This is a genomic window from Streptosporangium sp. NPDC002721 (assembly GCF_042888905.1).
Classification (GTDB): domain Bacteria; phylum Actinomycetota; class Actinomycetes; order Streptosporangiales; family Streptosporangiaceae; genus Streptosporangium.
In genome coordinates, this window is record NZ_JBIAQI010000002.1 from 393,941 (window position 1) to 415,947 (window position 22,007).

Annotated in this window: 18 protein-coding genes; 7 read left to right on the forward strand and 11 right to left on the reverse strand. The window is 71.7% G+C overall.

Annotated features, from left to right (window positions below; all coding sequences use genetic code 11):
* Positions 1 to 84 precede the first annotated feature (84 nt).
* Complete coding sequence (rpsD, locus tag ACFYWM_RS03910; protein ID WP_389908158.1) at positions 85 to 699, forward strand: 30S ribosomal protein S4; 615 nt, start codon at positions 85 to 87, stop codon at positions 697 to 699.
* Here the strand turns inward: rpsD and ACFYWM_RS03915 are convergent.
* The gene (locus tag ACFYWM_RS03915; RefSeq protein WP_389908160.1) at positions 687 to 1,655 is read right to left on the reverse strand and encodes an ion transporter; all 969 of its coding nucleotides are present in this window, start codon (positions 1,653 to 1,655) and stop codon (positions 687 to 689) included. The two genes, rpsD and ACFYWM_RS03915, sit on opposite strands and share 13 nt — an antisense overlap.
* 428 nt (positions 1,656 to 2,083) lie before the next feature.
* Between ACFYWM_RS03915 and ACFYWM_RS03920 the strand changes: the two genes are divergently transcribed.
* Positions 2,084 to 3,349 (forward strand): hypothetical protein, encoded by a 1,266-nt coding sequence (locus ACFYWM_RS03920; RefSeq protein WP_389908162.1) that lies wholly within the window; start codon positions 2,084 to 2,086, stop codon positions 3,347 to 3,349.
* Here ACFYWM_RS03920 and ACFYWM_RS03925 read toward each other — a convergent pair.
* Positions 3,336 to 4,067 carry a TetR/AcrR family transcriptional regulator gene (locus ACFYWM_RS03925; protein ID WP_389908164.1) on the reverse strand — a complete coding sequence of 244 codons (732 nt, stop codon included), beginning with the start codon at positions 4,065 to 4,067 and terminating at the stop codon, positions 3,336 to 3,338. The two genes, ACFYWM_RS03920 and ACFYWM_RS03925, sit on opposite strands and share 14 nt — an antisense overlap.
* A gap of 69 nt (positions 4,068 to 4,136) precedes the next feature.
* On the opposite strand from ACFYWM_RS03925, the gene ACFYWM_RS03930 reads away from it, so the two are divergent.
* The gene (locus ACFYWM_RS03930; RefSeq protein ID WP_389908166.1) at positions 4,137 to 4,274 is read left to right on the forward strand and encodes a hypothetical protein; all 138 of its coding nucleotides are present in this window, start codon (positions 4,137 to 4,139) and stop codon (positions 4,272 to 4,274) included.
* Between the two features lie 34 nt (positions 4,275 to 4,308).
* Here the strand turns inward: ACFYWM_RS03930 and ACFYWM_RS03935 are convergent, their stop codons facing one another.
* Positions 4,309 to 4,539 carry a hypothetical protein gene (locus tag ACFYWM_RS03935; protein ID WP_389908168.1) on the reverse strand — a complete coding sequence of 77 codons (231 nt, stop codon included), beginning with the start codon at positions 4,537 to 4,539 and terminating at the stop codon, positions 4,309 to 4,311.
* A gap of 4 nt (positions 4,540 to 4,543) precedes the next feature.
* Positions 4,544 to 5,902, reverse strand: a complete 1,359-nt coding sequence (locus tag ACFYWM_RS03940) for a S8 family serine peptidase (protein ID WP_389908170.1) — start codon at positions 5,900 to 5,902, stop codon at positions 4,544 to 4,546.
* Between the two features lie 170 nt (positions 5,903 to 6,072).
* On the opposite strand from ACFYWM_RS03940, the gene ACFYWM_RS03945 reads away from it, so the two are divergent.
* Complete coding sequence (locus ACFYWM_RS03945; protein WP_389908172.1) at positions 6,073 to 8,163, forward strand: spermidine synthase; 2,091 nt, start codon at positions 6,073 to 6,075, stop codon at positions 8,161 to 8,163.
* Between the two features lie 140 nt (positions 8,164 to 8,303).
* Here ACFYWM_RS03945 and ACFYWM_RS03950 read toward each other — a convergent pair whose 3' ends face one another.
* Positions 8,304 to 10,469, reverse strand: coding sequence for an LCP family protein (locus tag ACFYWM_RS03950; RefSeq protein WP_389908266.1), 2,166 nt, complete (start codon positions 10,467 to 10,469; stop codon positions 8,304 to 8,306).
* Positions 10,470 to 10,627: 158 nt separating this feature from the next.
* Complete coding sequence (locus tag ACFYWM_RS03955) at positions 10,628 to 11,845, reverse strand: neutral zinc metallopeptidase (protein WP_389908174.1); 1,218 nt, start codon at positions 11,843 to 11,845, stop codon at positions 10,628 to 10,630.
* Positions 11,846 to 12,517: 672 nt separating this feature from the next.
* On the opposite strand from ACFYWM_RS03955, the gene ACFYWM_RS03960 reads away from it, so the two are divergent.
* The 3 genes from ACFYWM_RS03960 (at position 12,518) to ACFYWM_RS03970 (ending at position 15,021) form a co-directional block, all read left to right on the forward strand.
* Positions 12,518 to 13,387, forward strand: coding sequence for a LysR family transcriptional regulator (locus tag ACFYWM_RS03960; RefSeq protein ID WP_350966547.1), 870 nt, complete (start codon positions 12,518 to 12,520; stop codon positions 13,385 to 13,387).
* Between the two features lie 87 nt (positions 13,388 to 13,474).
* Positions 13,475 to 14,308 carry a dihydropteroate synthase gene (folP, locus tag ACFYWM_RS03965; protein WP_389908176.1) on the forward strand — a complete coding sequence of 278 codons (834 nt, stop codon included), beginning with the start codon at positions 13,475 to 13,477 and terminating at the stop codon, positions 14,306 to 14,308.
* Positions 14,305 to 15,021 carry a VOC family protein gene (locus ACFYWM_RS03970; RefSeq protein ID WP_389908178.1) on the forward strand — a complete coding sequence of 239 codons (717 nt, stop codon included), beginning with the start codon at positions 14,305 to 14,307 and terminating at the stop codon, positions 15,019 to 15,021. Before folP ends, ACFYWM_RS03970 begins: the two co-directional genes overlap by 4 nt.
* Before the next feature lie 249 nt (positions 15,022 to 15,270).
* Here the strand turns inward: ACFYWM_RS03970 and ACFYWM_RS03975 are convergent, their stop codons facing one another.
* From ACFYWM_RS03975 to ACFYWM_RS03995, 5 genes are all read right to left on the reverse strand, one after another.
* Positions 15,271 to 17,031 carry a S8 family peptidase gene (locus ACFYWM_RS03975; protein WP_389908180.1) on the reverse strand — a complete coding sequence of 587 codons (1,761 nt, stop codon included), beginning with the start codon at positions 17,029 to 17,031 and terminating at the stop codon, positions 15,271 to 15,273.
* 149 nt (positions 17,032 to 17,180) lie between these two features.
* A complete protein-coding gene (locus ACFYWM_RS03980) occupies positions 17,181 to 18,611 on the reverse strand; it encodes a pyridoxal phosphate-dependent decarboxylase family protein (protein ID WP_389908182.1) in 1,431 nt (476 codons plus the stop codon).
* Between the two features lie 208 nt (positions 18,612 to 18,819).
* The gene (locus ACFYWM_RS03985) at positions 18,820 to 19,458 is read right to left on the reverse strand and encodes a TetR/AcrR family transcriptional regulator (protein WP_389908184.1); all 639 of its coding nucleotides are present in this window, start codon (positions 19,456 to 19,458) and stop codon (positions 18,820 to 18,822) included.
* Between the two features lie 58 nt (positions 19,459 to 19,516).
* Positions 19,517 to 21,211, reverse strand: a complete 1,695-nt coding sequence (locus ACFYWM_RS03990; RefSeq protein ID WP_389908186.1) for a sensor histidine kinase — start codon at positions 21,209 to 21,211, stop codon at positions 19,517 to 19,519.
* A complete protein-coding gene (locus ACFYWM_RS03995; RefSeq protein WP_389908188.1) occupies positions 21,201 to 21,875 on the reverse strand; it encodes a response regulator transcription factor in 675 nt (224 codons plus the stop codon). Before ACFYWM_RS03995 ends, ACFYWM_RS03990 begins: the two co-directional genes overlap by 11 nt.
* Between the last annotated feature and the right edge of the window lie 132 nt (positions 21,876 to 22,007).

Consider the following 22,007-nt stretch of genomic DNA (forward strand, 5'->3'; position numbering starts at 1 on the left):
CCGGCTCTCCTTGAGGTCGGGAGATACTGCTGTGTAAGATTAGCCTTGCCTAACTAAGGTAGACCTAACCACAAAGGAGTGAGCATGCGCTACACCGGACCGAAGGTGCGTCTGTCCCGGAGGGCGGGCGTGCCGCTGACCCGCAAGGCGGTCCGTTACTTCGAGGAGCGCCCCTACCCGCCGGGTGAGCACGGCCGTAAGACCAACCGGCGGCAGACCGGTGACTACGGTCTGCGGTTGATGGAGAAGCAGAAGCTCCGCTGGTACTACGACGTCTCCGAGCGGCAGATGCGCCGCTACTGGGACCTGGCGTTGCGCGGCACCGGGCGTGCGGGCGCGGAGCTGGTGGTGCTGCTGGAGTCGCGTCTCGCCTCCCTGGTCCTGCGCTCCGGCCTCGCTCCCTCCATCTACGCGGCCCGCCAGTACGTCGCCCACGGCCACATCACCGTGGACGGCCGCAAGGTCGACATCCCCAGCTACCTGGTCAAGCCGGGCCAGGTCATCGCGGTGCGCGAGAAGTCACGCCGGATGCAGCCCTTCGCCGCCGCGTCCGAGGGCACGTACGCGGACGACCGGATCGCCGCCTACCTCGACGTCAATCACGCCGAGCTCAAGTTCACCCTGTTCAGCCGCCCGCTGCGCGAGCAGATCGTGGTCCCGGTGGACGAGCAGCTCGTGGTGGAGTTCTACTCGCGCTGACCTGACGCCGATCCGCGGCGCCGGCCCGCTGCCCCCCGGGTGGCGGGCTTTCTCGCGTCGCCGTTCGCGGCCGTCTTCCCGGCGGCCGGGCCGCCGCCGTTCCCCGCCGTGGCGAGGCCGCCGTTCATGGCGGGGCCGCCGTTCGCGGCCGGGATCGGGGCGCCGTTCGGCGTCACCGGGACCCGGTCCCGCAGCTCCCGAACCTCGGCCCGGAGCGTGGCCAGCTCGCTGAGGACCGCCCTGCCCAGCTGCTCGGTCGCCTGCACGGACTCCTCGGCGTGCTCCTCCTCCATCGCGCTGACCACCACCGCGATGAACAGGTTCAGCACCACGAAGGTGCACACCAGCATGAACACCACGAAGAACACCCATGCCGACGGGTGGTGGGCCATCACCTCGCGGGTGATGTCGGACCAGGCGTCACCGGTCATCATCTGGAACAGGGTGAACAGCGAGGTGGGCAGGTCGCCGAAGTACTCCGGGGCGGTGACGTGATAGAGCTTCGTGCCCATCACCGCCGTCACGTAGAGGACCAGTGCCAGCAGCAGCACGATCGAGCTCATCCCCGGCATCGCGGTGAGCAGCGCGGTCACCACCCGGCGCAGGCTCGGCACCACGGAGATCAGCCGCAGCGCCCGCAGGATCCGCAGCGCCCGCAGCACCGAGAGCCCGCCCGCCGTGGGCAGCAGCGAGATCGTCACGATCGCGGCGTCGAAGAGGTTCCACGGGTTGCGGAAGAACCGCCAGCCGTAGGCGTAGAGCTTGGCGGCCAGCTCGGCGACGAAGATGTAGAGCGCCAGGTGGTCGACGGCGGTGAGCAGCGTGCCGTACCGCTCGACGACCGTGACCGAGGTCTCCAGTCCGAGCGTGGCCGCGTTGACCACGATGACGGCGACGATGAACTGCTGGAAACGGTGTGTTTCGAGCAGGGCGCGGAGACGCTCGCGCGAGAGCACGGGGGGCTCCTGGGGGTCGAAGGGGCCGAGACAGCCAAGATCATAACGGACTGGTGAAGTTCCGGACCCATTACGCATATCGCGCGACATTACGGTCACTCGATCTTCGCCGTACGGAGGCATCGACGCGATCACCGGCTGTCTTCCCTGGCGGCACCACCGGCTCCCGTCCGGCATGGCGCCCGGCGGGCGGTCTCCCGGAGGGCAGTCGCCCCCAAGGGCCCCACAAGAGCTTCACAAGATCCTTACAAGGGTCCGCGCGCAGCATCTGTCGTAGCCGGGCGACGGTCCCGGACGGCCGCGGGTTCAGCACGGGGTGAATCGCTCGCGTCGGCGGAGTGCTCATCGCTCCGCGGTGACGGCGCCCGCCCCCGAGCGCCCGCGAAGGCCACAGGAGATGTGGCCCACATCAGATGTCAGGTGAAAAGATGTCACGTCGTACGTTCCCCTCCAAAAGCGCATTCCCCTCCAAGAGCGCGAAAACCGTGACGGTGGCGCTGCTCGCCGCCGCCACCGTGGTTCTCGGTCCGCTCTCGCCGGCTCTCGCCGATCCCGGACCGGCCCGGTCGGCGTCGCCCGTGACCGGCGACGCCGACCTGGTCCGGCGGCAGGCGCCCATGCTCGTCCTGGCCGACGAACTGGAGGCGGCCGGCAAGGCCGGCGGCTCCGGGTTCGCCGGCGTCGTTCTGGACGTCCCGGCCGGCGTCGTCCACCTGTACTGGAAGGGCGCCGCGCCGCGGGCGGTCGACGTCGCGACGGCGAAGGCGCCGGCGGGCGTCCGGGTGGAGGTGCACGCGGCGGCGCACTCCGCCGAGGAGCTGCGGGAGCAGGCGGACAGGATCATCCGGAAGCACGGGCTGAGCGCCGGCGGCGACGTCCACCGGGTGACACCGCTGGAGGACGGCAGCGGGCTGGAACTGGGTGTCGTGCGGACGCCGGGAACGCCCGTCACACGGGCCGTGACCGAGCCGCTCGTGACCCGCACCGAGGTGGAGGAGCCGGTCACGCCCTATGACGGCCGCAGGGGCGGAGGCTCGCCGTTCGAGGGCGGCATCCGGATCAACGGCTGCAGCGCGGCCTTCACCGCGGTGGCCCTGCCCGAGGGGCCGGGCGGGCCCCAGACCGAGAAACTGCTCGGTGCGGCGCACTGCGTCGACTACGTGGGGCAACGGGTGTACACCGGAAGCGTCCTCGTCGGCCATGTCGAGGCGGTCAACCCCGAGTTGGACACCTCGCTCATCGCGGTGGCCCCGGGCACGTCCATCACCGGCTGGATGTGGGACGGCGGCGTGGGTGACGGGTCGGAGTTCACCAAGCCGGTCCAGGGCACCTCCGCGCCGCGTAAGGGCACGTTCGTCTGCACCTCCGGCGCGGCGAGCGGTGTCCACTGCGACATCAAGATCTCGAAGACCGGCTCGACCCTCGACTGGAGGACACACGTCTCCCGGGCGGTGTCGGTCGGCGACCAGCGCCAGGGCGAGCTCGCCGCGGGTGACGGGGACAGCGGTGGACCGGTGTTCACGCTCGAAAGCAACTTCAGTTCCGTCCTGGCCGCCGGAGTGATCATCGGCGGGGACCCCAAGCGCCCGGCCACGTGCACCTACCTGTCCACCGACTGCTCCACCCGGGTCTTCTTCACCGACTTCCGCGCGGTGCAGTCCCACTGGGCCCCCCTGTACCTCATGGCGGGCTGACGGCTGGACGAGGAGGACCCGTCGCGCCACCCGCCGCCGGCGGGCAGGGCTGCCGGATGACCCGGACGGGTAGGTCCTGACGCTGAGAACGGGTGAGGTGAGCGCCGATGCCCGATTCCAGCAGCTCGAAGGCCCGCTCGGCGTGCCGTCGCAGGTCGGGGGCGATGGCGTCGAGGGTCTCGCCCGCCAGCACGCGCTCGGCGGAGTGGGTCGTCAGCCGGTGCAGCACCGCGTTGACCTGGGCGGCGACGAGCGCGGGGGTGAGGTCGCCGGGGTCGGCGCCGGCCTCCTCGGCGAGCGTCCTGGCCAGGGCCTTCTCCCGTCCCTCCCGCATCTCGCGCAGCCGGGCGTTGAGTGACGGGCTCCGGGAGACCATGCGGGTGAAGGCGTCGCCTCCCTCGTGGAAGCCGTAGCGGTGGTGGCGGGTGTCGAGCGCGTCCAGGAAGTCGCGGCGCAGCGCCTCCAGCGGGCTCTCGCCGGGCCTCCGCTCCCGGACGACCCTGCTCGGCAGGTCCTCCACCTCCTCCTGCCGGTCGAAGAGGAGGTCCTCCTTGGTCCCGAAGTAGTTGAAGACCGTGTTGACCGACACGCCGGCGGTCCTGGCGACCTCGGCCACCGTCACGTTGTCGAAGCCCTTCGTCACGAACAGCCACGTGGCGATGTCGGAGATGCGCTGCCTGGTCTCCCGTTTCTTACGCTCGCGCGGACCCTCGCTCATGGGCCCACCCTAGGTGCCGGGCCATTTCTGCGGTGGCTCTGAAATTCGCGCGCCACACCGTTCCGCCACGTGCCGGAGGCCGTGCGCGAGCTGTTCGACGGCCACTACGCGAACGGGACCGTCGGCCTCGGCGTCGCCGTGACCGCGATCCTGCCGGTGCTCCGCGTCGCGGTGGGAACCCGCGTCCTCAACCGCGAGAACGCCTGACCGTGGCTCCAGCCCGGACAGCGCTCGGAAGAACTCACTCCGGGGGGCCGTACGGCTCGATCCTCGGGTCGGAGTAGGGGCCCTCGCCCGCCGGGGCGACCCGGCGGGCGGCGGTCTCGCTCACCCGCAGGCCGTACAGGCCCTGGTCGGGGTCGATGAGCACCAGGCCGTAGTCGGTGTCGACGTCCTCCTCGGGTAACTCCAGGCGCCGCATGGCCTGCGCGAGCGTCGCGTCGGGCGGGAGCCGTACGGTGATCAGGAGCATGCACTCACGCTACGCGCCTGGCGCGGCGGCGCAACGAGGCGAGCATTCCGGCCGTGTCGACGACGCCGTAGCCGTAGTCGTGGTCGTATCCGATGACGCCGTGGTCGTCGGCGGTGCGCCGGAGCAGGGTGCGCAGCTGGGCGGGTGACAGGCGGGAGGAGGGCCACACGGTGCGCACGGCCGCGACCAGCCCGGCGGCGACGGGGCACGCGGCCGAGGTGCCCGAGTCGGCCTCGTCGGCGCCGAAGGCCGCCGAGCCGGAGAAGTGGGTGTAGGCGCACAGGTCGGGCTTGCGGGCGGTGAGGCGGCCCGGCCCCTGCGAGGAGTAGCCGACCCGCTCGCCCCGGACGTCGACGCCACCGACCGACAGGACGCGCGGATGGGAGTTGGCGCCGGTGATCGGCCGGCCGGGGTAGGCGCACCGGCCGTCGGGGCAGTCGCGCCCGCAGTTGCCCGCGGCGAACAGCACGTCGGCGCCCGCCCGCTCCAGGCTGGCGACGATGAGGTTGAACGGGTGGGCGGGGTTGTCGGAGTAGTTGCCGGGGTGGCCCGCGGGGAAGTCCCAGGCGGGGGAGAAGGAGCCCCAGCTGTTGCTGACGACCAGGGAGCGCGAGGCGGCGGGCTGGGCCTCCAGGACGGTGCGCAGGTGGGCGAAGGCCGCCACCGCGTCCGACAGCAGGCCGTCCAGCGCGCTGCCGCCAGGGCGCCGGGACAGCAGCACGGGCACGTCGATCAGCGACGCGTTCGGCGCGGCGATGAGCGCGTCGAAGGCGCACATGCTGCCGTGGTCGACGGGGAACTCGCCCGCCTCGCCCCGTACCCCCGACGGCTTCCAGCTGTGCTGGGCGTCGAGGGCCACGGGGCGGTCGAGGCGCCGGGCCACATGGGCGGCGTTGATGCCGGTGTCGAGCACCGCGAGCGCGACGCCCGAGCCGTCGAGACCCTCGCGGGCCAGCTCGGCGACGTTCAGCAGCCGCTCCACGTCGTGCCAGTCGCCCACCGGGGGCGTTCCGCCGCAGGTGAGGCCGCGCTGTATCACCGGGTCGGCGAAGACCCCCACGACGTCCGGGCGGAACGAGGGCAGCAGGGCGACGCGGGTGGAGATCTCGTCGTCGGAGATCTCCCCGCGGACCAGCACGGAGGCCTGGTCCGCGGCGAAGGAGAACGTCAGCGGCTGGTTGAGCGAGAGGGGGTCGCCCCCGGCCTCGGGAACGGGCCGGGGCGTGAGGACCGGGGCGAAGGAGGGGTCGACGACGACCCCGGGCAGCGCGTCGGCGACGTCGGCCGCCGGGGTGCTCACCGTGGGGTCGGCCACGGCCGCGACGACGTCGGGAGAGGGACGGAGCTGGAGCAGGACCCGCATGTGCACCACCGTGGCTCGAGGGGATCGGGGATCACCACGTTCCTTCATCCGCCTCGGTCGCGTCCAGCCGTTGAAACCGCTCCCTATCTGGACTCATAGGACGAACCATTACAAACGATGGGCGCGGATTTCCTTCCCTGCGCGGGTGCCGATCACTAGCGTGGGGCGTCATGACCGCAGAGGCGGAGACGACTCCACCCCCCAGCCCCGATGACCGGCACACCCACTGGCTGAGCACGCGGCCCCGGCTGATAGTGGCCAGTGGTTTCATGCTCTTCCTGGAACTGGCCCTGATCCGGTGGACCGGGTCGAACATCGTCCATCTGAGTTACTTCACCAACTTCGTCCTGCTGGGGTCCTTCCTCGGCATCGGACTCGGCTTCCTGCGGGTGGGACGCAGCACCCGGCAGCCGTACTACTCGCCGATCGTGCTGGCCGTCCTGGTCCTGGTCGTGTGGCTCTTCCCGGTCACGGTGGACCGCCAGACCGAGGGTGTCCTGTACTGGACGAGCCTGAGCGCCAGCGGGCCGCCCCCCTGGCTCATCCTGCCGGTGATCTTCGCCGCGGCGGCGATCGTGCTGATGGGCCCGGCCGAGCTGGTCGGGCGGTGCTTCCCCGAGCTCGAACGGCTGGAGGCCTACCGCTACGACCTGATCGGCAGTCTCAGCGGCATCGCGCTGTTCACCGCGCTGTCGTTCCTCAGCGCGCCCCCGGTGGTGTGGGGCACGATCGCCGCGATCGCCTACGCGGTGCTGCTGTGGCCCCGCAAGGTCTGGGCCCGCGCGGCGCTGCTCGTGCCGTCGCTGATCGTCGTCGGCGTCCTCGCGACGGAGACGCTGACGGCCGGGGCGCTGTGGTCGCCGTACTACAAGGTGACCTACGTGCGCGGCTACTGGAACGACGTGCCGCTGATGAACATCGACGTCAACGGCATCCCGCACCAGCAGGCCACCCCGGCCAAGAGCCGCCTGGAGTGGGAGCGCCAGTACGCCCTGCCGTACGAGCGCGCGGCCTCCGGCAAGCTGGACAACGTGCTCATCGTGGGCGCGGGCAGCGGCACCGACGTGTCGATCGCGCTGTCGAAGGGCGCCAAGCACGTCGACGCCGTGGAGATCGACCCCAAGCTGCTCGAACTCGGCCGCTCCTACCACCCCGACAGTCCCTACAGCGACCCCCGGGTCACCACCCACGTCACCGACGGCCGCGCCTTCCTGGAACGGACCTCCGACAAGTACGACCTCATCCTCTTCGCGCTGCCCGACTCGCTCACCCTGGTGTCCGGAGCGAGCTCGCTGCGGCTGGAGAGCTACCTGTTCACCCGGCAGGCGATGGAGGCGGCCAGGGACCACCTCAAGCCCGGTGGCGCCTTCTCGATGTACAACTACTACCGCGAGACCTGGCTGGTGGACCGCCTCGGCTCCACCATGCAGGCCGCCTTCGGCCACAAGCCCTGCGTCGACATCGTGAGCGAGACTGGCCAGCAGGCGGTGATTACCGCGGGGCTCACCGCCGAGGCGCAGCGGTGCGGCTCGGAGTGGGCGGGGGCGAAGGCCGACACCCCGCCCCCGGCCAGTGACGACCGGCCCTTCCTGTACCTGAAGGACCAGACGATCCCGCAGATCTACCTCATCACCCTCGGTCTGATCCTCATCGTGAGCCTGCTCGCCGTCCGCGCCGTCGCCGGTCCGTACCGGCGGATGCGCCCGTACGCCGACCTGTTCCTGCTCGGGGTGGCGTTCCTGCTGCTGGAGACGAAGAGCGTCACCGGGTTCGCGCTGCTGTTCGGCACCACCTGGGTGGTGAACGCGATCGTGTTCGGCGGGGTGCTGGTCGCCGTGCTCGCCGCGGTGGAGGTGACACGCCGCTTCAGGGTGCCGTCCCTGCCGGTGATGTACGGGGTACTGCTGGCCGGGCTCGTCCTGGCCTGGCTGGTGCCCGACTCCTGGCTGCTGAGCCTGCCGCTGCCGCTGCGCGCGGTGACCGCCGTGGTCGTGGCGTTCCTGCCGATCTTCGCGGCGAACGTGGTGTTCGCCAAGCGCTTCGCCGACTCCGCGGACGCCACGGTGTCCTTCGGCGCCAACCTGCTGGGCGCGATGGTCGGCGGCTGCCTGGAGTACCTGGCGCTGATCGTCGGCTACCAGGGACTGCTGATCGTGGCGGGCCTGGTCTACCTGGGCGCCTTCGTCCTGCTGCCCAGGAGCTCCGGGGCGGTCGGGGTGGCCGGGGGTGCCGGTGGTGCCGGTGGGGTCAAGGTCGGCTGAGCCCTGAGGTCCCGGACAGGGGTCCGGTCCGGGAAAGCGATGTGGCCCGTCCTCCCGTGGGGGAGGACGGGCCACACGCGTGCGGAGCCGTCATCGACGGCCGGGCCGCCGGTCGTCAGGGGCGGGTCAGGGCGGGGTGGTCAGAATCCGCAGAGTTCGTCCAGGGACTCGGCCTCGCCGTTCTGGGTGGGGGTCTGGCTCGGGGCGGCGGCCACGGCCGTCTTCGAGGGCTTGGGTGTCGCGCCACTCGTGCCGTTCGTGCCGTTCGTTCCGCTCGCGCCGGGGGAGGCCGTCGCGGCCAGGGGGCGGCGGGCGGGCTGCAGTGACCGGCGAAGTGTCTTGGCGGTCGCGGCACGGATCTTCTGCCAGTCGGGCGAGCCGGTGTAGAACTGCGGCGGCACGAACTGGAGGCTCACGATCCTGGCGTCCTTGACCTTCAGCCCCAGCTCGGTGATGTGCTCCAGCAGCTCGCGGGGGATGTCGGTCTTGGCCATCTTCTTGGCCACGCCCGCGATCTTGGCGAAGTTGGTGAGCACGACCGACGGGGTGGCCTGCTGGGCGAAGGCGCCGATGACGCAGCGCTGGCGGGCCATCCGGGAGAAGTCGTCGCTGCCGACGCGGGAGCGCCCGTACCAGAGGGCCTCCTCGCCGGAGAGCTTGCGGTATCCGGCCTTGATGGTCCCGGCGGTGCCGTAGAGGCCGCCCCACGGGATGTCCCGCTCCACCCTGATCCTGAGGCCGCCGATGGCGTCCACCAGGTGGGCGAAGCCGAACATGTTCACCAGGGCGTAGTAGTCGATCTTCAGGTTGAGCGTGTAGCCGATGGCGTCCATGAGCGCCCGGGGGCCCCGCTGCCCGTTCTTGACCCCGGGCATCACCTCGGGGTGGTCCTCGGCGTACTGCCAGACCTCGTTGAGCAGGCCGCCGTTGGGCAGCTCGCGCATGAAGCCGTCGGGGAACCGCTTGCCGAGCGCGCTGCCGGGCGGGAAGCGGACATGCTGGAGGTTGCGGGGGAGGCTGAACATCGCGGTGTTGCCGGTCGCGACGTGCACGCTGGCCATCGTCATGCTGTCGGTCCGCACGCCCTCCCGGTTCCCGGCGCCGTCGCCGCCGACGAGCAGGAAGTTCACCCGCTTGCGGCCGCCCCACGGGTCCTCGTGCTTGACGGGGGCGGCCGTGGGGTTGTCCGAGGCGCTCTCGAAGATGCTGTTGGCCGCCTCCTTGACGGTCATCACGGTGCTCGCGGTCAGCGCGAACGGCGCCATCACCGACACGCACAGCACGCCGACCGCGACGCCCGACACGATCTGTCCCCTGCCGCTGAGCCGGTTGGGCCCGAGGGAGACGTAGGAGAAGAGCACCAGCAGGAACCAGGCGACCGCGCCGACGACGGCCAGGACCGCCCCGGCCATCAGGGTGCTGTCGCGGGCCAGGAAACCCGTGTTCCCCTCACCGCTGAGGACGAGCCCGCCGACCAGGGCGGCCAGCAGCAGCGCGACGAAGACCGTGAGCAGGATGTACCCGGTGCGGCGGCGTCCCGCGCGCAGGTGCGCCGCGCCGGGGAGGATCGCCGACAGCGCGGTCCAGCCGATGAGCGCACCGACCGTGAGCGGCTTGGCGAACTTCGGCCGCTTCCCGGCGGAGGCCGGAGACCCGGGGGGACCGGGAGGGCCGGGAGGTCCGGGAGGTCCCGGGGGACCTGGAGGAGATCCGGCGGGTCCTCCAGGGTGTCCCGTTCCCTGACCCTGTCCCGCTCCCGGGCCCTGGCCTGCTTCCTGGCCGGGGCGCGTGACCGTTCCGGCCTGCGAGGGGGAGGCGGTCCGGCCGTCGGCCGCGCCCTGAGCGGGAAGGGGCTCCTGCCCGTTGTGCGTGGCCTGCCCGTTGCGTACGCCGTGCGGGGGGTTCGTTCCCTGCCCGTTCTGCACGCCGGGGGACGGGCTCACCCCCTGTCCGTTGAGTACGCCGACGGAAGGGCTCGTCCCCTGCCCGTTGTGCGTGTCCTGGAGGGGACGCGCCTCCTGTCCCTCGGCGGTGGCCCGTGCGCCGGGCCGGGGCTGCGGGGGAGGCGTCCCCCGATTGTCCGGTGCGCCCTGGACCAGGTCGGGGACCGGCCGGAGCCCGTTGTGCGCGTCCTGGCCGGTGGGAGCGCCCTGGGCCTGGGGCGTGCCGGGCGGGCCCGGGGGGATTCGCGTCTCGGCCGGACCCTGCTTGCCGCCGCGGTTCGCGCCCTGGCCTCCGCTGCGGCGCCGGGGGCGCCGTTTCCCACTGTCGCCGGCGAGATCCCCCGAGTCTTGCCCAAGGCGCATCGTCACACCGCTTCCTACTACTTTTGCCCCGGTCTACCTGCCAAAACGGCCAGGGTTCCCCGATTGAACAGAATTTGCCAGGATTCTAGTCCCCATACCTGGACATGACAGACAGATGACTAATCTGTGGTGAATGATCCCTTAAGTCGTGACGTCAGCTAAGACGTCGAGGAGGACGGCGCCAACCAGGTGTTGCACTGGAACGCCTTGTTCTTCTCGTAGCCCTGGCGGAACCACCGGTTGTTGTTCGCCGGGGAGCCGTGGTCGCGGGGATAACCGGGCCAGTCGCCCACGCGGGAGTAGAAGTAGTAGAGGGTGTTGCGCCGGGCCGGGGTCACCGGGTAGCTGGCCGAGACCGAGCGCATGAACATCGCGCCGAAGCAGGTCGCCTGGAGCTCGAACCTGCGGCTCAGCGCGAGCTTCCCGCTGCGGCTGCTCGAACGCAGCGACCGCTGCCACCAGGTGTCGGACAGTCCCGACAGGTGCTGCACGTGGTGCCCGTACTCGTGCGCCATCATGCTGATGACCCCGCCGTGCCATTCGGTGATGGAGCCGTACCCGCCGGAGTTGCCGACCCCCCGCGCCATCGCCCTGGTCGAGGCGTAGATGGTGGTGTTGCGCGGGCAGTAGTACGGCACCATGCTGCCCGGCGAGGGGAAGTCGCCGCAGGCGCCGCGGCCCTTCGTCGGGGTGAGGGCGTAGCCGGGCGGGCGCCACTCGATGCCCTGCCTGCGCATGATCTGCGACCAGCCCCTGTCCATGCACTTGGACGTCTTGAGGATCAGCGCCTTGAGCTGGCTGTGGCTGTAGATGCTGGCCGACCCCGCCGGGCAGTTCACCCGGGGAAGCCCCCCGGCCCGGTAGAGCGTGTTGTTCTCCAGGGTGGTGTTGAGCCGTACCTTGACCGGTGGCGTGATGGTGTTCTCGGAGATGTCGGAGGAGGTCGTCGTCCGGCTCGGCTCGGCGGACGCGGTCCGCGAGGGCTCCGAGGTAGGCCTGTACGTCGGCCTGCTGTCCAGTGAGGTGGGCAGGATCGCGATCGGCGAGACCGGGTCCGAGCGGCGGCTGTTCTTGGCCACCGCGCCCAGCACCACGAGCCCGACGAACACCAGCGCGAACACGCCGAGGATCCCGCCGACGATCGCCCCGGCGCCGCCGGAGCGAGGACGCTGCGGCTGCCACTGCGGCGGCGGGTGGGCGTGCCGCTGCCGGGGGTCCGGCGGCGGTGAGCCTGGATGCCCGTACGGCGCCGGACCCGGATGCCCGTACGGCGCCGGACCCGGATGCCCGTACGGCGCCGGGCCCGCGGGGCGCGTCGGCTGCCGCTGGTACCCCTGTCCCGGCGGTGGCTGCCGCGGAGGCGCCTGCGGGGGCATCTGCGGGGGCATCTGCGGGGGCGGGAAACGCGGCGGATATCCCGGATGCGGCGGCTGGGGGTGGCCCTGCGGCGGTCCGTGAGGCGGTCCCTGTGGCGGTCCGTGAGGCGGGCCGTGCGGTGGTCCGTAGGGCGGACCCTGCGGCGGTCCCTGCGGTGGGTACCCCTGGCCCGGCGGGGGTGGCTGCCTGGAGGGTGCGGGCGGGTACCCGTACCCGGGCGGGAATCCCTGTCCTGGCGGCGACGCCGGGTGGCTCCCGTGCCCCGGCGGCGGCGCTGGACGGTTTCCCTGTCCCGGTAATGCGGGTGGATGTCCCGGCGGCGGCGCCGGTGGGCCTCCCTGGCCCGGATACAGGGGCAGGTGCGGATATCCCTGTCCCGGTGGCGGTTGGGGGTGGCCCTGGGCGGCCCAGCCGGGCGGTGTCTGAGGCGGTCCCTCCTGAGGTGGAGGGGGCGGTGGAGGATAGTGCCCGTTGCCTGTCACGCTGTCTCCCCGTCGACCCGAGCGTCCGATATGAGCTACAGGTCCGGACTTTTGCCGAATTTGGGGCGTAAGCATACTGATTTATCATCCGTCACGGATGTCGCTGCATTCGATTACATTCCGAAATCATCCAAGGTGATCTCCGCGATGTGCCGGACCGATCCAGGGCTTGTGACCTAGCTTCAAATCATGAATCTGCAGCAGCTCCGCTATGTGGTCGCGACGGCGGAGCATCGCACCATGACCGACGCGGCCAGGTCGCTGTACATCGCACAACCTGCCCTTTCCCGTGCGATCAGGGATTTGGAACGAGAGCTCGGGATGACGTTGTTCGCACGTTCCGGACGTGGCGTGGTCGTCACGGCCCAGGGACGCCGGGTGGTCAAGCTGGCCCGGGAGGCACTCGACGCCGTCCGCGAGATCGAGTCACTGTCCACGCACGGCCACGCGTCCGAGGCGGAGCTCCGCATCGCCTCGATACCCAGCCTCGAACCGGGGCTGGCGGGACGCCTCCTTCCCGCGTACACCGCAGAACATCCGGGTGTGCGCATTCACATCGTCCGCTGTGACGGGCGGGACGGCGTGGTGAGCGCCATCAGGGACCAGCGGGCCGACCTCGGCCTGACGGACCTGCCCGTCCCCACCGATCTGATCAGCCATCCGCTGGAGCGCCAGGAGATCGTGCTGATCTCCCCGCCCGGCGTGGACCTGCCGGACCCGGTGCCGATGAGGAGACTCAACGGCATGCGGCTGGTGTTACCGGTTCCGGGCAGTTCCCGGCGCCGGGAGTTCGACGCGCTCTTCGCCAAGCACGGTGTGGCCCCCGTGGTGGCGACGCAGCTCGACGAGCGCGGCAACTGGCTGAGCACCGTACGTTCGGGTACGGCCTCGATGCTCTGGTACCGGGGGATGGCCGAGCAGGCCGCCCGCGCCGGGCTCGTGGTCCGCACCCTCGATCCCTCGGTCCGCCGGGTGATCGCCATCGTTCACGCGCGACGGCGGCTGCCCGCCATCGCCCAGGAGTTCCTGTCCGTGGCCGAAAGTGGGTCGGCCGCGTAGGAGCCCTGAGGCTCGTCTGTTTTCCCCCAGAGGCGGCGCAGGTGGGAGCGCCGTCCTCTCCGACACCGGGCTATAGGCTCGGTCTCGATGACTATCTTGCGCCTGCGCGGCCGTGAGTTCCGGCCCGGCGAGTTCGCGATCATGGCGGTGGTCAACCGCACCCCCGACTCCTTCTTCGACCGTGGAAGGACGTACGGCTTCGCGGCCGCCCTGGAGGCGGTGGACGGTGCCGTCGCGGGAGGCGCGGACATCGTCGACATCGGCGGCGTCAAGGCGGGGCCCGGCGACGAGGTCGATCCCGCGGAGGAGATCCGCCGGGTGGCAGACCTGGTCGCGGAGGTCAGGCGCCGTCATCCCCGGCTCATCGTCAGCGTCGACACCTGGCGCGCGGAGGTCGCCGAGGTCGTCGCCGAGGCGGGCGCGGACCTGCTCAACGACACCTGGGGCGGGGTCGACCCCGAGCTGGCCGGGGTCGCCGCCAAGCACGGCATCGGCCTGGTCTGCGCGCACGCCGGCCGCGTGACCCCGCGCACCCGCCCGCACCGCATCGCCTACGCCGACGTGGTCGCCGACGTCATCGGCTACACCGTCGACCTCGCCGAGCGCGCCGTCGCCGCGGGGGTGCCCAGGGAGTCGATCCTCATCGACCCGGCGCACGACTTCGGCAAGAACACCTGGCACTCCCTGGAGGTCAGCCGCCGCCTGGACGAGATGGTCGCCACCGGCTGGCCGGTGCTCGTCGCGGTCTCCAACAAGGACTTCGTCGGCGAGACCCTCGGCGGCCTGCCGGTGGACGAGCGCCACGCCGGGACCATGGCCACGCTGGCGGTCTCCGCCTGGCAGGGGGCCCGCGTCTTCCGGGTCCACGACGCCGCGTCCGCCCGCGCCGCCCTGGCCACCGTCACGAGCCTGCGCCGATGACGTCTCCGACCCCCGCGGGCGCCACACCGCCCGCCGCGAACACGGACGGGAGCCCGACCATGCCGGAAGCCACCCCGCGAGCCATCCAGCAAGCCACGCCGGAAGAACTGCTCGACCACCTCGTCTACGCCACCCCCGACCTGTACGCGACCGTACGGGAACTCGGGGGCCTGCTCGGCGCCGAGCCCGTCGAGGGCGGGCGCCACGTGGGGCTGGGCACCCGCAACTACCTGCTGGGCCTGGGCGGGCGCCGGTACCTGGAGATCATCGGCCCGGATCCCGAACAGCCCGATCCCGGCCTCGCCCGGCCGTTCGGCCTCGACCTGCTGCCCGGCCCGCGCCTGGTCACCTGGGCGATCCACCCGGCCGACCTCGACGCGACCGTCGCGCGGGCCCGCGAGCGCGGGTACGAACCGGGCGACGTCCACCCGATGTCGCGCCGCACCCCGGAGGGCGAGCTGCTGGAGTGGCGCCTCACGTCCTCGCCCGAGGACACCGGCGACGGGCTGGTCCCGTTCCTGATCGACTGGGGGGCCACGACGCACCCCGCCGAGCGCGGCCTGCCCGTGGTGGAGCTCACCTCCCTGACCGCCTTCCACCCCGACCCCGCGGCCGTCGCCTCGCACCTGGCCGCGCTCGGGGCCGAGCTGGAGGTGGCCGCCGGAGACGAGCCCCGCCTGGTGGCCGTGATCGGCGGGGTGAGGCTCTCGTAGAGCGCCGTCCCGGGGAGGACCGGCCGGGTCCGGGGAAGGGCGGGCCTTCGCGGGGAAGCCGGGCCTTCGCGGGGAAGCCGGGCCTTCACGAGGAGGCTGGGTCTTCACAAGGAAGCCGGGTTTTCGCGGGGAAAGGGACCGGGCCACCCGTTGGGGGGACGGGTGGCCCGGTCATGGGGCGGGCGCGTGCCGCGCCCTCCTGGAGGGTCTACTGGAAGGTCTGCTGTGAGGTGATCTTGCCTGGAGGGTCTACTGTGAGGTGATCTTGACGTCGTCGATCCCGGCCTCCACCAGGCTCGCCCCGGAGGCGTCGGCCGCGTCCACGACGACGCGGACGACCTGTCCGGCGTGACCGGAGACGTTGGCCGTTGCGGTGGCCCAGGCGGCGGCGCGGTTGGACGCGGCACCGGTCTGGTTCAGCACGGTCGTGGTGGTCGTGCCGACCACGCGGACCCGGACGTAGTCCGCGCCGCTCGCGTTGTTCAGGTGGCCGAGGTACCAGGAGAAGGACAGCGTGAGCGTCCCGCTCGCGGGCAGCGTGATCGCCGGTGACTGGGCGCTCGTCACGCCGCCGTCGATGTCGCCGTCGCCCGCGCTCGCCCCGGCCGCCGCGCCGCTGACCAGCCCGTACGTGCCGCTGGGGGTGGTGCCGGGCTGGGTGACCACGCCGCTCGACGTCTGTCCCGGGTCGCCGCGCTCGAAGCGGCCCGTCGTCGCGGTGTCGGTGCCGCCGGGGTTCACCGTCCAGCCGCGCTCGGCCTCGAAGTCGTCGGAGTAGACCACGGTGGGCTCGGGGCCGGGGGGACCCCCGGCGACGTACAGCAGCAGGTTCGGCGATCCGGTGCCGGGGTTGGTCACCACGCCGGGCGTGGCGTCGGTGACGATCGTGTCGCGTACCTGCGCCGGGGTGGCGGTGGGACTGCCGCTCAGGACCAGCGCCGCCGCGCCCGCGACGTGCGGGGAGGCCATCGAGGTGCCGTTGATCGTGTTGGCGGCGGTGTCGTTCGTGTTCCAGGCCGAGGTGATGGCCGAGCCGGGGGCGAACAGGTCCAGGCAGGTGCCGAAGTTGGAGTAGGACGCGCGGGCGTCGGTGCTGGTGGTGGCGCCCACCGTGATCGCGGCGGGCAGCCGCGCGGGGGAGCGGGTGCACGCGTTGGTGCTCTCGTTGCCGGCGGCGAGCGCGTAGACGACGCCGGAGGCGATGGAGTTGGAGACCGCGGTGTCGAGCGCGGTGCTCGCGCCGCCGCCCAGGCTCATGTTGGCCACGGCCGGTTTGACCGCGTTGGCGGTGACCCAGTCCACGCCCTCGATGATGATCGAGGTGGAGGTGCTGTTGCCGCAGCCGAACACCCGCACGCCGACCAGCGTGACGGCCTTGGCGATGCCGTACTGGCCGCCGCCGACCGTTCCCGCGACGTGGGTGCCATGGCCGTTGCAGTCGGCCACGTCGTTGTCGTCGTCGTAGACGTCGCGCCCGGCCTGCGCCCGCCCGCCGAAGTCGGAGTGGGTGACCCGGATGCCGGTGTCGATGATGTAGGCCCGCACGCCGGAACCGGTGTTCGGCGCGGTGTAGTTGCCGTCGAGCGGCAGGTTGCGCTGGTCGACCCGGTCCAGGCCCCACGAGGCGACGGCCTGGTTGATCAGGGTGAACTCCTGGTCCTGCTCGACGTAGGCGACGTCGGGGCGCGCGGCGATCCGCCTGGCCTGCTCCTCGCTGGCCCGTACGGCGAATCCGTTGATGGCGCGCTGGTAGACGGCGCCGACCTGCGCGCCCTCGCCCTCGGCGACCTCGCGTGCCCTGCGCTCGCGGTCGGCGCGGCTGAACTGGCCCTTGAGGACCACGATGTAGCTGTCGGGGAGGGCGTTCGCGCCGCCCGCGTTGACGATGGAACCGGTGGAACCGGTGGATCCCGTGTGCTGCAGCGCCGAGGCCGGGGTGACCGAGCCGAGGGCGAGCAGGAGTGCGGCGGTGACCAAGCCCGCTAATCGGAGGGCGGGGGCTTTGCTCATGTTCGCGGACCTCCTGGAGGGGGTTGGCCCGGTATCCCGATCGGGAATACCGGGCGGCGGTGGAGCGTCCCCATCGTCAGTCAGCCCGATATTTACTGCAATATCGTGACAGAGGTAAATCAATTTGTTATGGAGTTGTCCGCAAGGAATCAGGAGTAGATAACGGAAAGGAAGCGGATCAGGATGGCCTCCCGCCGGTCGGCGGGGAGGGCGTCGAGGACCGCGTTGACCACGGCCATCTCCGGCTGTCCCGAGCCGCCCAGGTCCACCCCGACCGCCGCCGCCAGCTCGCCGAACGCGGCGTCGTCGAGCGCGTCGAGGTCCAGGCCCGCCACCAGCTCCACCAGTCCCTCAGGCAGCCGCGCGGGGCCGTGCTCGCGGGCCGCCTCCGTGGCCTCCGCGATCACCTCCAGCATCGCCTCGACACCCCGCAGGGTCACCCCGGTCACCGTGATGTGGATGTTGGCCGGGATGCCCGCGTAGGACAGCTGCGGCTGCAGGAACCACCCGCGCTTCCTGGCCTCGTCCGACAACACGAAAACGTCCACCCCGTCCGCGTCCCCCGCGGAGCCGAAGGCGACCAGCGCCGACTCCGGGTCGCCGAGCACCCGCAGACCGGGGATCTTCGCGATGCCCTCGCGGAGCTCGCGGGCCGCCGCCAGGGTGGTGCGGCCGAGCTCCAGGTAGCCCTCACGGCCCAGGGCCTGGAAGGTGGCCCACGCGCCGCCCAGCGGGCCCGCGGACTTCGAGCTCTGCACGGTGGCGTTGATCACCGTGTAGCCGGGCCACGACGCCGAGGCGAAGTACGCCTTGCGCCGCAGCGCCGGGTCGGCGAACAGCACGACCGAGGCGCCCTTGGGCGCGTACCCGAACTTGTGCAGGTCGCAGGAGAGCGACGTGACCCCGGGAACCGACAGGTCGAAGGGCGGGATCTCCGCCCCCGCCTCGCGCAGCCACGGCAGCAGCCACCCGCCCACGCAGGCGTCCACGTGGCAGAGCACGCCGCGCGCGGCGGCGATCCCGGCGATCTCGGCGATCGGGTCGATCACGCCCTGCGGGTACGACGGCGCCGAGGCGACCACCAGGACGGTGTCCTCGGTGATCGCGGCCTCGACGTCCGCGGGGGAGGCCCGGAACGTCACCGGGTCCACCGGTACGGCGTCCACCACGACGCCCAGGTAGTGCGCGGCCTTGTGGAAGGCGGGGTGCGCGGTCACCGGCACCGCCATCCGGGGACGGCCGGCCGTCTCGCGGGAGTCCCGCGCGGCCTTCACCGCCAGCATGATCGACTCGGTGCCGCCGCTGGTGAAGATGCCCGACCCTCCGCCGAGCAGCTCGGCGACCGCGCCGACGACCTGCTTCTCCATCTCCACCACGCTGGGGAAGGCCGTCGGGTCGAGGGTGTTGACCTCCAGCATCTCGAAGTAGGCCCTGGCGGAGGCCTCGTGCACCTCGGGCCGCCCGGTGTCGTAGACGTACGCGGTCACCTTGCCGCCGCGCACGGGCAGGTCGTCCTGCTTGAGGCGGGCGATCTCGGCCAGCAGTTCGTCGGTGGTACGGCCCTTGTCAGGCAGGCTCATCTGTCTCCTCGGGGGTACGGCTCGCGCGGGCCGGAAGGACGCGGCCCGCAGGGGCCGCCGGGGAAATGTCAGCATCACACGAAATCACATGAAATCGTGCCTTATGGGGGTGTGGCGGTGTGGAGCGGCCCGGGGGTGTCGGGCGGCGGGGACGGGGGCGACCCGGGACGCGGGGCCGGGTGGCGCTGGGAAAGCCCGGGGCAGGGGGTCAGGGCGGGGGAGGGGAGCCGGGCAGGGCGGCGACGCGGTGGACCATCTGGTGCAGGTAGGCGCGGAACCGCCGCACCGCGGCGGGGTCGTCCGCGCCATGACGGTTGCCCTCCTCGTCGAGCACCCCGGTCCGGCAGAAGCCGTGCACACACCACACCACCGACCAGAAGACGTACCGCATGTCGGCGTCCACGTACCCGGCGGCCGTCGTGGGGGCGATCACGCTGAAGATACGGGCGAAATGCGGGTGGACGTACCTCCGTTCCAGCTCGGTGATGTCGCTGGCGTCCGAGAGCCACCGGTGCATCCAGAGGGAGGGGAACTCGGGATGGGCGAGACACAGGTCGAGGTAGTGGTCGACGATCCGGTGAACCACCAGCGCCGTCTGCTCGGGGGTCGCGGTGGACGCCCCCTCCAGCGCCTTGTCCAGGGACGCCCGGTCGGTGCGGTACGCGTGCTCCATGATCTCCAGGTAGAGCTCCCGCTTGCAGCCGAACTCCTCACCGAGGGCCTCGACGCTCAGTCCGGCGGCCTCGGCGATCTGGCTCGTGGACGTGCTGTCGTACCCCAGCGCGGCGAACAGGCTGGTGGCGACCCGCAGGATCAGCTCTCGCCTGCTGTCGTCGACGGAGGTCATGGATGCGACGCTAGGTTCCGGCCGATCGCGGGCCAAGCAGGTGATTCACAAGCCTCGGTCAAGATAGCGGAAGTCGTACGACGGCGCGGAGGCCCGGTGAGGCGTCCTCCAGGTGGACCGCGCCGCCGTGGGCGTGGACCGTCTCGCGCACGATGGCCAGGCCCAGCCCGGCCCCGCCCTCGTCACGGCTGCGCGCGCTGTCCAGCCGGGTGAACCGGTCGAACACCCGTTCCCGGTCGGTCTCGGGGATGCCCGGCCCGTCGTCGGTGACGGTCAGCACGGCATCGGCCCCCTCGGCCCGCAGCTCGACGAGCACGGGGGCGGAGGTGTGCCGCAGCGCGTTGTCGACCAGGTTGACCAGCACCCGGCTCAGGTCCATCGCGTCCCCGGTGACCCGGAGCGGCCTGCTCTCCGGCCTGCTCTCCGATCCGTTTCCCGGTTCGCGGGCCGTGCCGGGCTCGTGCCCGGTCCCGCCACCGGGCGCGCGCTCCGGCCCGTGGTTCGGCCCGTTGCCAAGTTTGTGGTTCGGCCCGTGGTCAGGTTCGCGGTCCAGGCCGTGGTCCGATCCGTAATCCGGTTCGCCCGCGATTCGCACCGTGACGGCCTCGCCGTAGCGCTCGACGGTCTGCGCGACCAGCTGGTCCAGCTCCACCGGCTCCCCCCGCGCGGGCGTGCCGCCGCGCTCGTCCAGCCGGGCGAGCGAGAGCAGGTCCTCGGCCAGCCTGGACAGGCGCATGGTGTCCTCCAGCACGCCCTCGGCCGTCTCCCGCCAGTCCTGCCCCTCGGGGTGGCCGAGCGCCACCTCCAGCTGGAGCCGGATGCTCGCCAGCGGGCTGCGCAGCTCGTGCGCCGCGTCCGAGACCAGGGCCCGCTGCCGGACGCCGGCCTTCTCCAGCCGGGCCAGCATCGCGTTCAGCGTCGTGGCCAGGCTGTGCACCTCGTCGCGTGCCTCGGGCACCGGCAGGCGGCGGGAGCGGGCGGTGTCGCTGATCTCGTCCGCGCCCCGGCGCAGCGCCGCGATCGGCCGCAGGGTCCCGCCGATGATCACCCAGCTGGCCCCCGCGAGCAGGATCAGCAGCAGCGGCGTGCCGACGACCAGTACGTGCCCGGCCGTGGAGATGCTGGTCTGCACCTCGCTGAAGGGACGCGCCGCGATCACCGTCTGCCCCCGGTCGGCGCTGAGCACCCGGACGCGGAGCACGTGCGGGATGCCGTACGGCTTGCCGTCCAGGAAACGCGCCTCGCCCCTGCCGACGGCCGCCGCCCGCTCCCCGGCGTCCAGCAGCGGCACCAGCCTGTCGGTGCCGGTGGTCGTGTGGGTGATCCGCCCCCTGCCGTCGATCACCTGCAGGAGCGTGCCGTCCGGCGAGGTCATCTCGTCGGGCAGCCGCCCGGCGTCGGCGAGCGAGACCGTCTCCCTGGCCCGCTGGTAGATCGAGTCGTCGATGGTGGCCAGCAGCGCGTTGCCGAGCACAGTGATCATCACGTAGGCCGAGACCACCAGCGCCACCGCCAGCACGGCCGAGGCGACCGCCGTCAGCCGGAATCGCAGGCTCTTGCGCCGCCACAGGCCGACCGCGCGCGCTCCCCCGTGCGCGACCGCGTCGGCCGGGGAGGCCGCGCCGGTACGGTGCCCCGCGCCCGCGCCCGCGCTCGCTTCGGGGGCAGGCCGGTCGCGGGGGTCGCGGCGGCCCCAGGGGCCGCGGGCGTCGCGGGGATTCCGGGGGGCCCGGGGAGACGGGTCAGCCGCCATCGCCGGCCAGCCGGTATCCCGCTCCCCGTACCGTCTGCAGCGCGTTCCGGGAGAACGGCACGTCGATCTTGCGCCGCAGGTAGCCGACATACACCTCGACCACGTTGGGATCGGTGTCGAAGGTGTCCCATACGTGCTCCAGGATCTCCGTCTTGGAGACCACCTCGTCGTGGTGGCGGATCAGGAACTCCAGCAGCGCGAACTCCCTGGGCGTCAGCTCCACCGGCGTCTCGCCCCTGGTGACCCGCCGCCGCGCCGGGTCAAGCGCGAGGTCCCCGGCCCTCAGCACGGACGGGCGCCGGTTCGCCCCGCGCCGCAGCAGTGCCCTCAGCCTGGCGACCAGCACCACGTACGAGAACGGCTTGGTCAGGTAGTCGTCGGCGCCGAGGTCGAGCCCGTCGGCCATGTCGTACTCGCCGTCCTTGGCCGACAGCATCAGGATCGGCACCCAGTTCTCCTCGGCCCGCAGCTGCTTGCAGACGTTGTAGCCGGAGATCTTGGGCAGCATGATGTCCAGCACCACGATGTCGTACTCGCCGTGCCTGGCCTGGTGCAGGCCGTCCTCCCCGTCGTGCGCGAGGTCGACCGCGAACCCCTCGGCCTGCAGGCCGCGTTGCAGGGCGGCGGCCATCCTCCGCTCGTCCTCCACGACGAGAACCCGCATGAGCTGCCCCTTCCATCATCCGCCGCCGCCTGGACGTGCCCATCCTCGACCACCCGGCCTGAGAGACGGCTGAGAACCCTGTGAGCCCTCTCAGTCTGTCTCAGCTTCGGCACAGGACCCGTCACGCAGGCT

Coding starts and splice junctions, on each gene's coding strand:
- ACFYWM_RS03955 (WP_389908174.1), bottom strand. CDS start 11,845: ATGCCCCCGCAGGCGCCTCCGCGGCAGCCACCGCCGGGACAGGGGTAC.
- ACFYWM_RS03940 (WP_389908170.1), bottom strand. CDS start 5,902: ATGCGGGTCCTGCTCCAGCTCCGTCCCTCTCCCGACGTCGTCGCGGCC.
- rpsD (WP_389908158.1), top strand. CDS start 85: ATGCGCTACACCGGACCGAAGGTGCGTCTGTCCCGGAGGGCGGGCGTG.
- ACFYWM_RS03920 (WP_389908162.1), top strand. CDS start 2,084: ATGTCACGTCGTACGTTCCCCTCCAAAAGCGCATTCCCCTCCAAGAGC.
- ACFYWM_RS03980 (WP_389908182.1), bottom strand. CDS start 18,611: ATGAGCCTGCCTGACAAGGGCCGTACCACCGACGAACTGCTGGCCGAG.
- ACFYWM_RS03970 (WP_389908178.1), top strand. CDS start 14,305: ATGACGTCTCCGACCCCCGCGGGCGCCACACCGCCCGCCGCGAACACG.
- folP (WP_389908176.1), top strand. CDS start 13,475: ATGACTATCTTGCGCCTGCGCGGCCGTGAGTTCCGGCCCGGCGAGTTC.
- ACFYWM_RS03975 (WP_389908180.1), bottom strand. CDS start 17,031: ATGAGCAAAGCCCCCGCCCTCCGATTAGCGGGCTTGGTCACCGCCGCA.
- ACFYWM_RS03945 (WP_389908172.1), top strand. CDS start 6,073: ATGACCGCAGAGGCGGAGACGACTCCACCCCCCAGCCCCGATGACCGG.
- ACFYWM_RS03990 (WP_389908186.1), bottom strand. CDS start 21,211: ATGGCGGCTGACCCGTCTCCCCGGGCCCCCCGGAATCCCCGCGACGCC.
- ACFYWM_RS03985 (WP_389908184.1), bottom strand. CDS start 19,458: ATGACCTCCGTCGACGACAGCAGGCGAGAGCTGATCCTGCGGGTCGCC.
- ACFYWM_RS03925 (WP_389908164.1), bottom strand. CDS start 4,067: ATGAGCGAGGGTCCGCGCGAGCGTAAGAAACGGGAGACCAGGCAGCGC.
- ACFYWM_RS03995 (WP_389908188.1), bottom strand. CDS start 21,875: ATGCGGGTTCTCGTCGTGGAGGACGAGCGGAGGATGGCCGCCGCCCTG.
- ACFYWM_RS03950 (WP_389908266.1), bottom strand. CDS start 10,469: ATGCGCCTTGGGCAAGACTCGGGGGATCTCGCCGGCGACAGTGGGAAA.
- ACFYWM_RS03935 (WP_389908168.1), bottom strand. CDS start 4,539: ATGCTCCTGATCACCGTACGGCTCCCGCCCGACGCGACGCTCGCGCAG.
- ACFYWM_RS03960 (WP_350966547.1), top strand. CDS start 12,518: ATGAATCTGCAGCAGCTCCGCTATGTGGTCGCGACGGCGGAGCATCGC.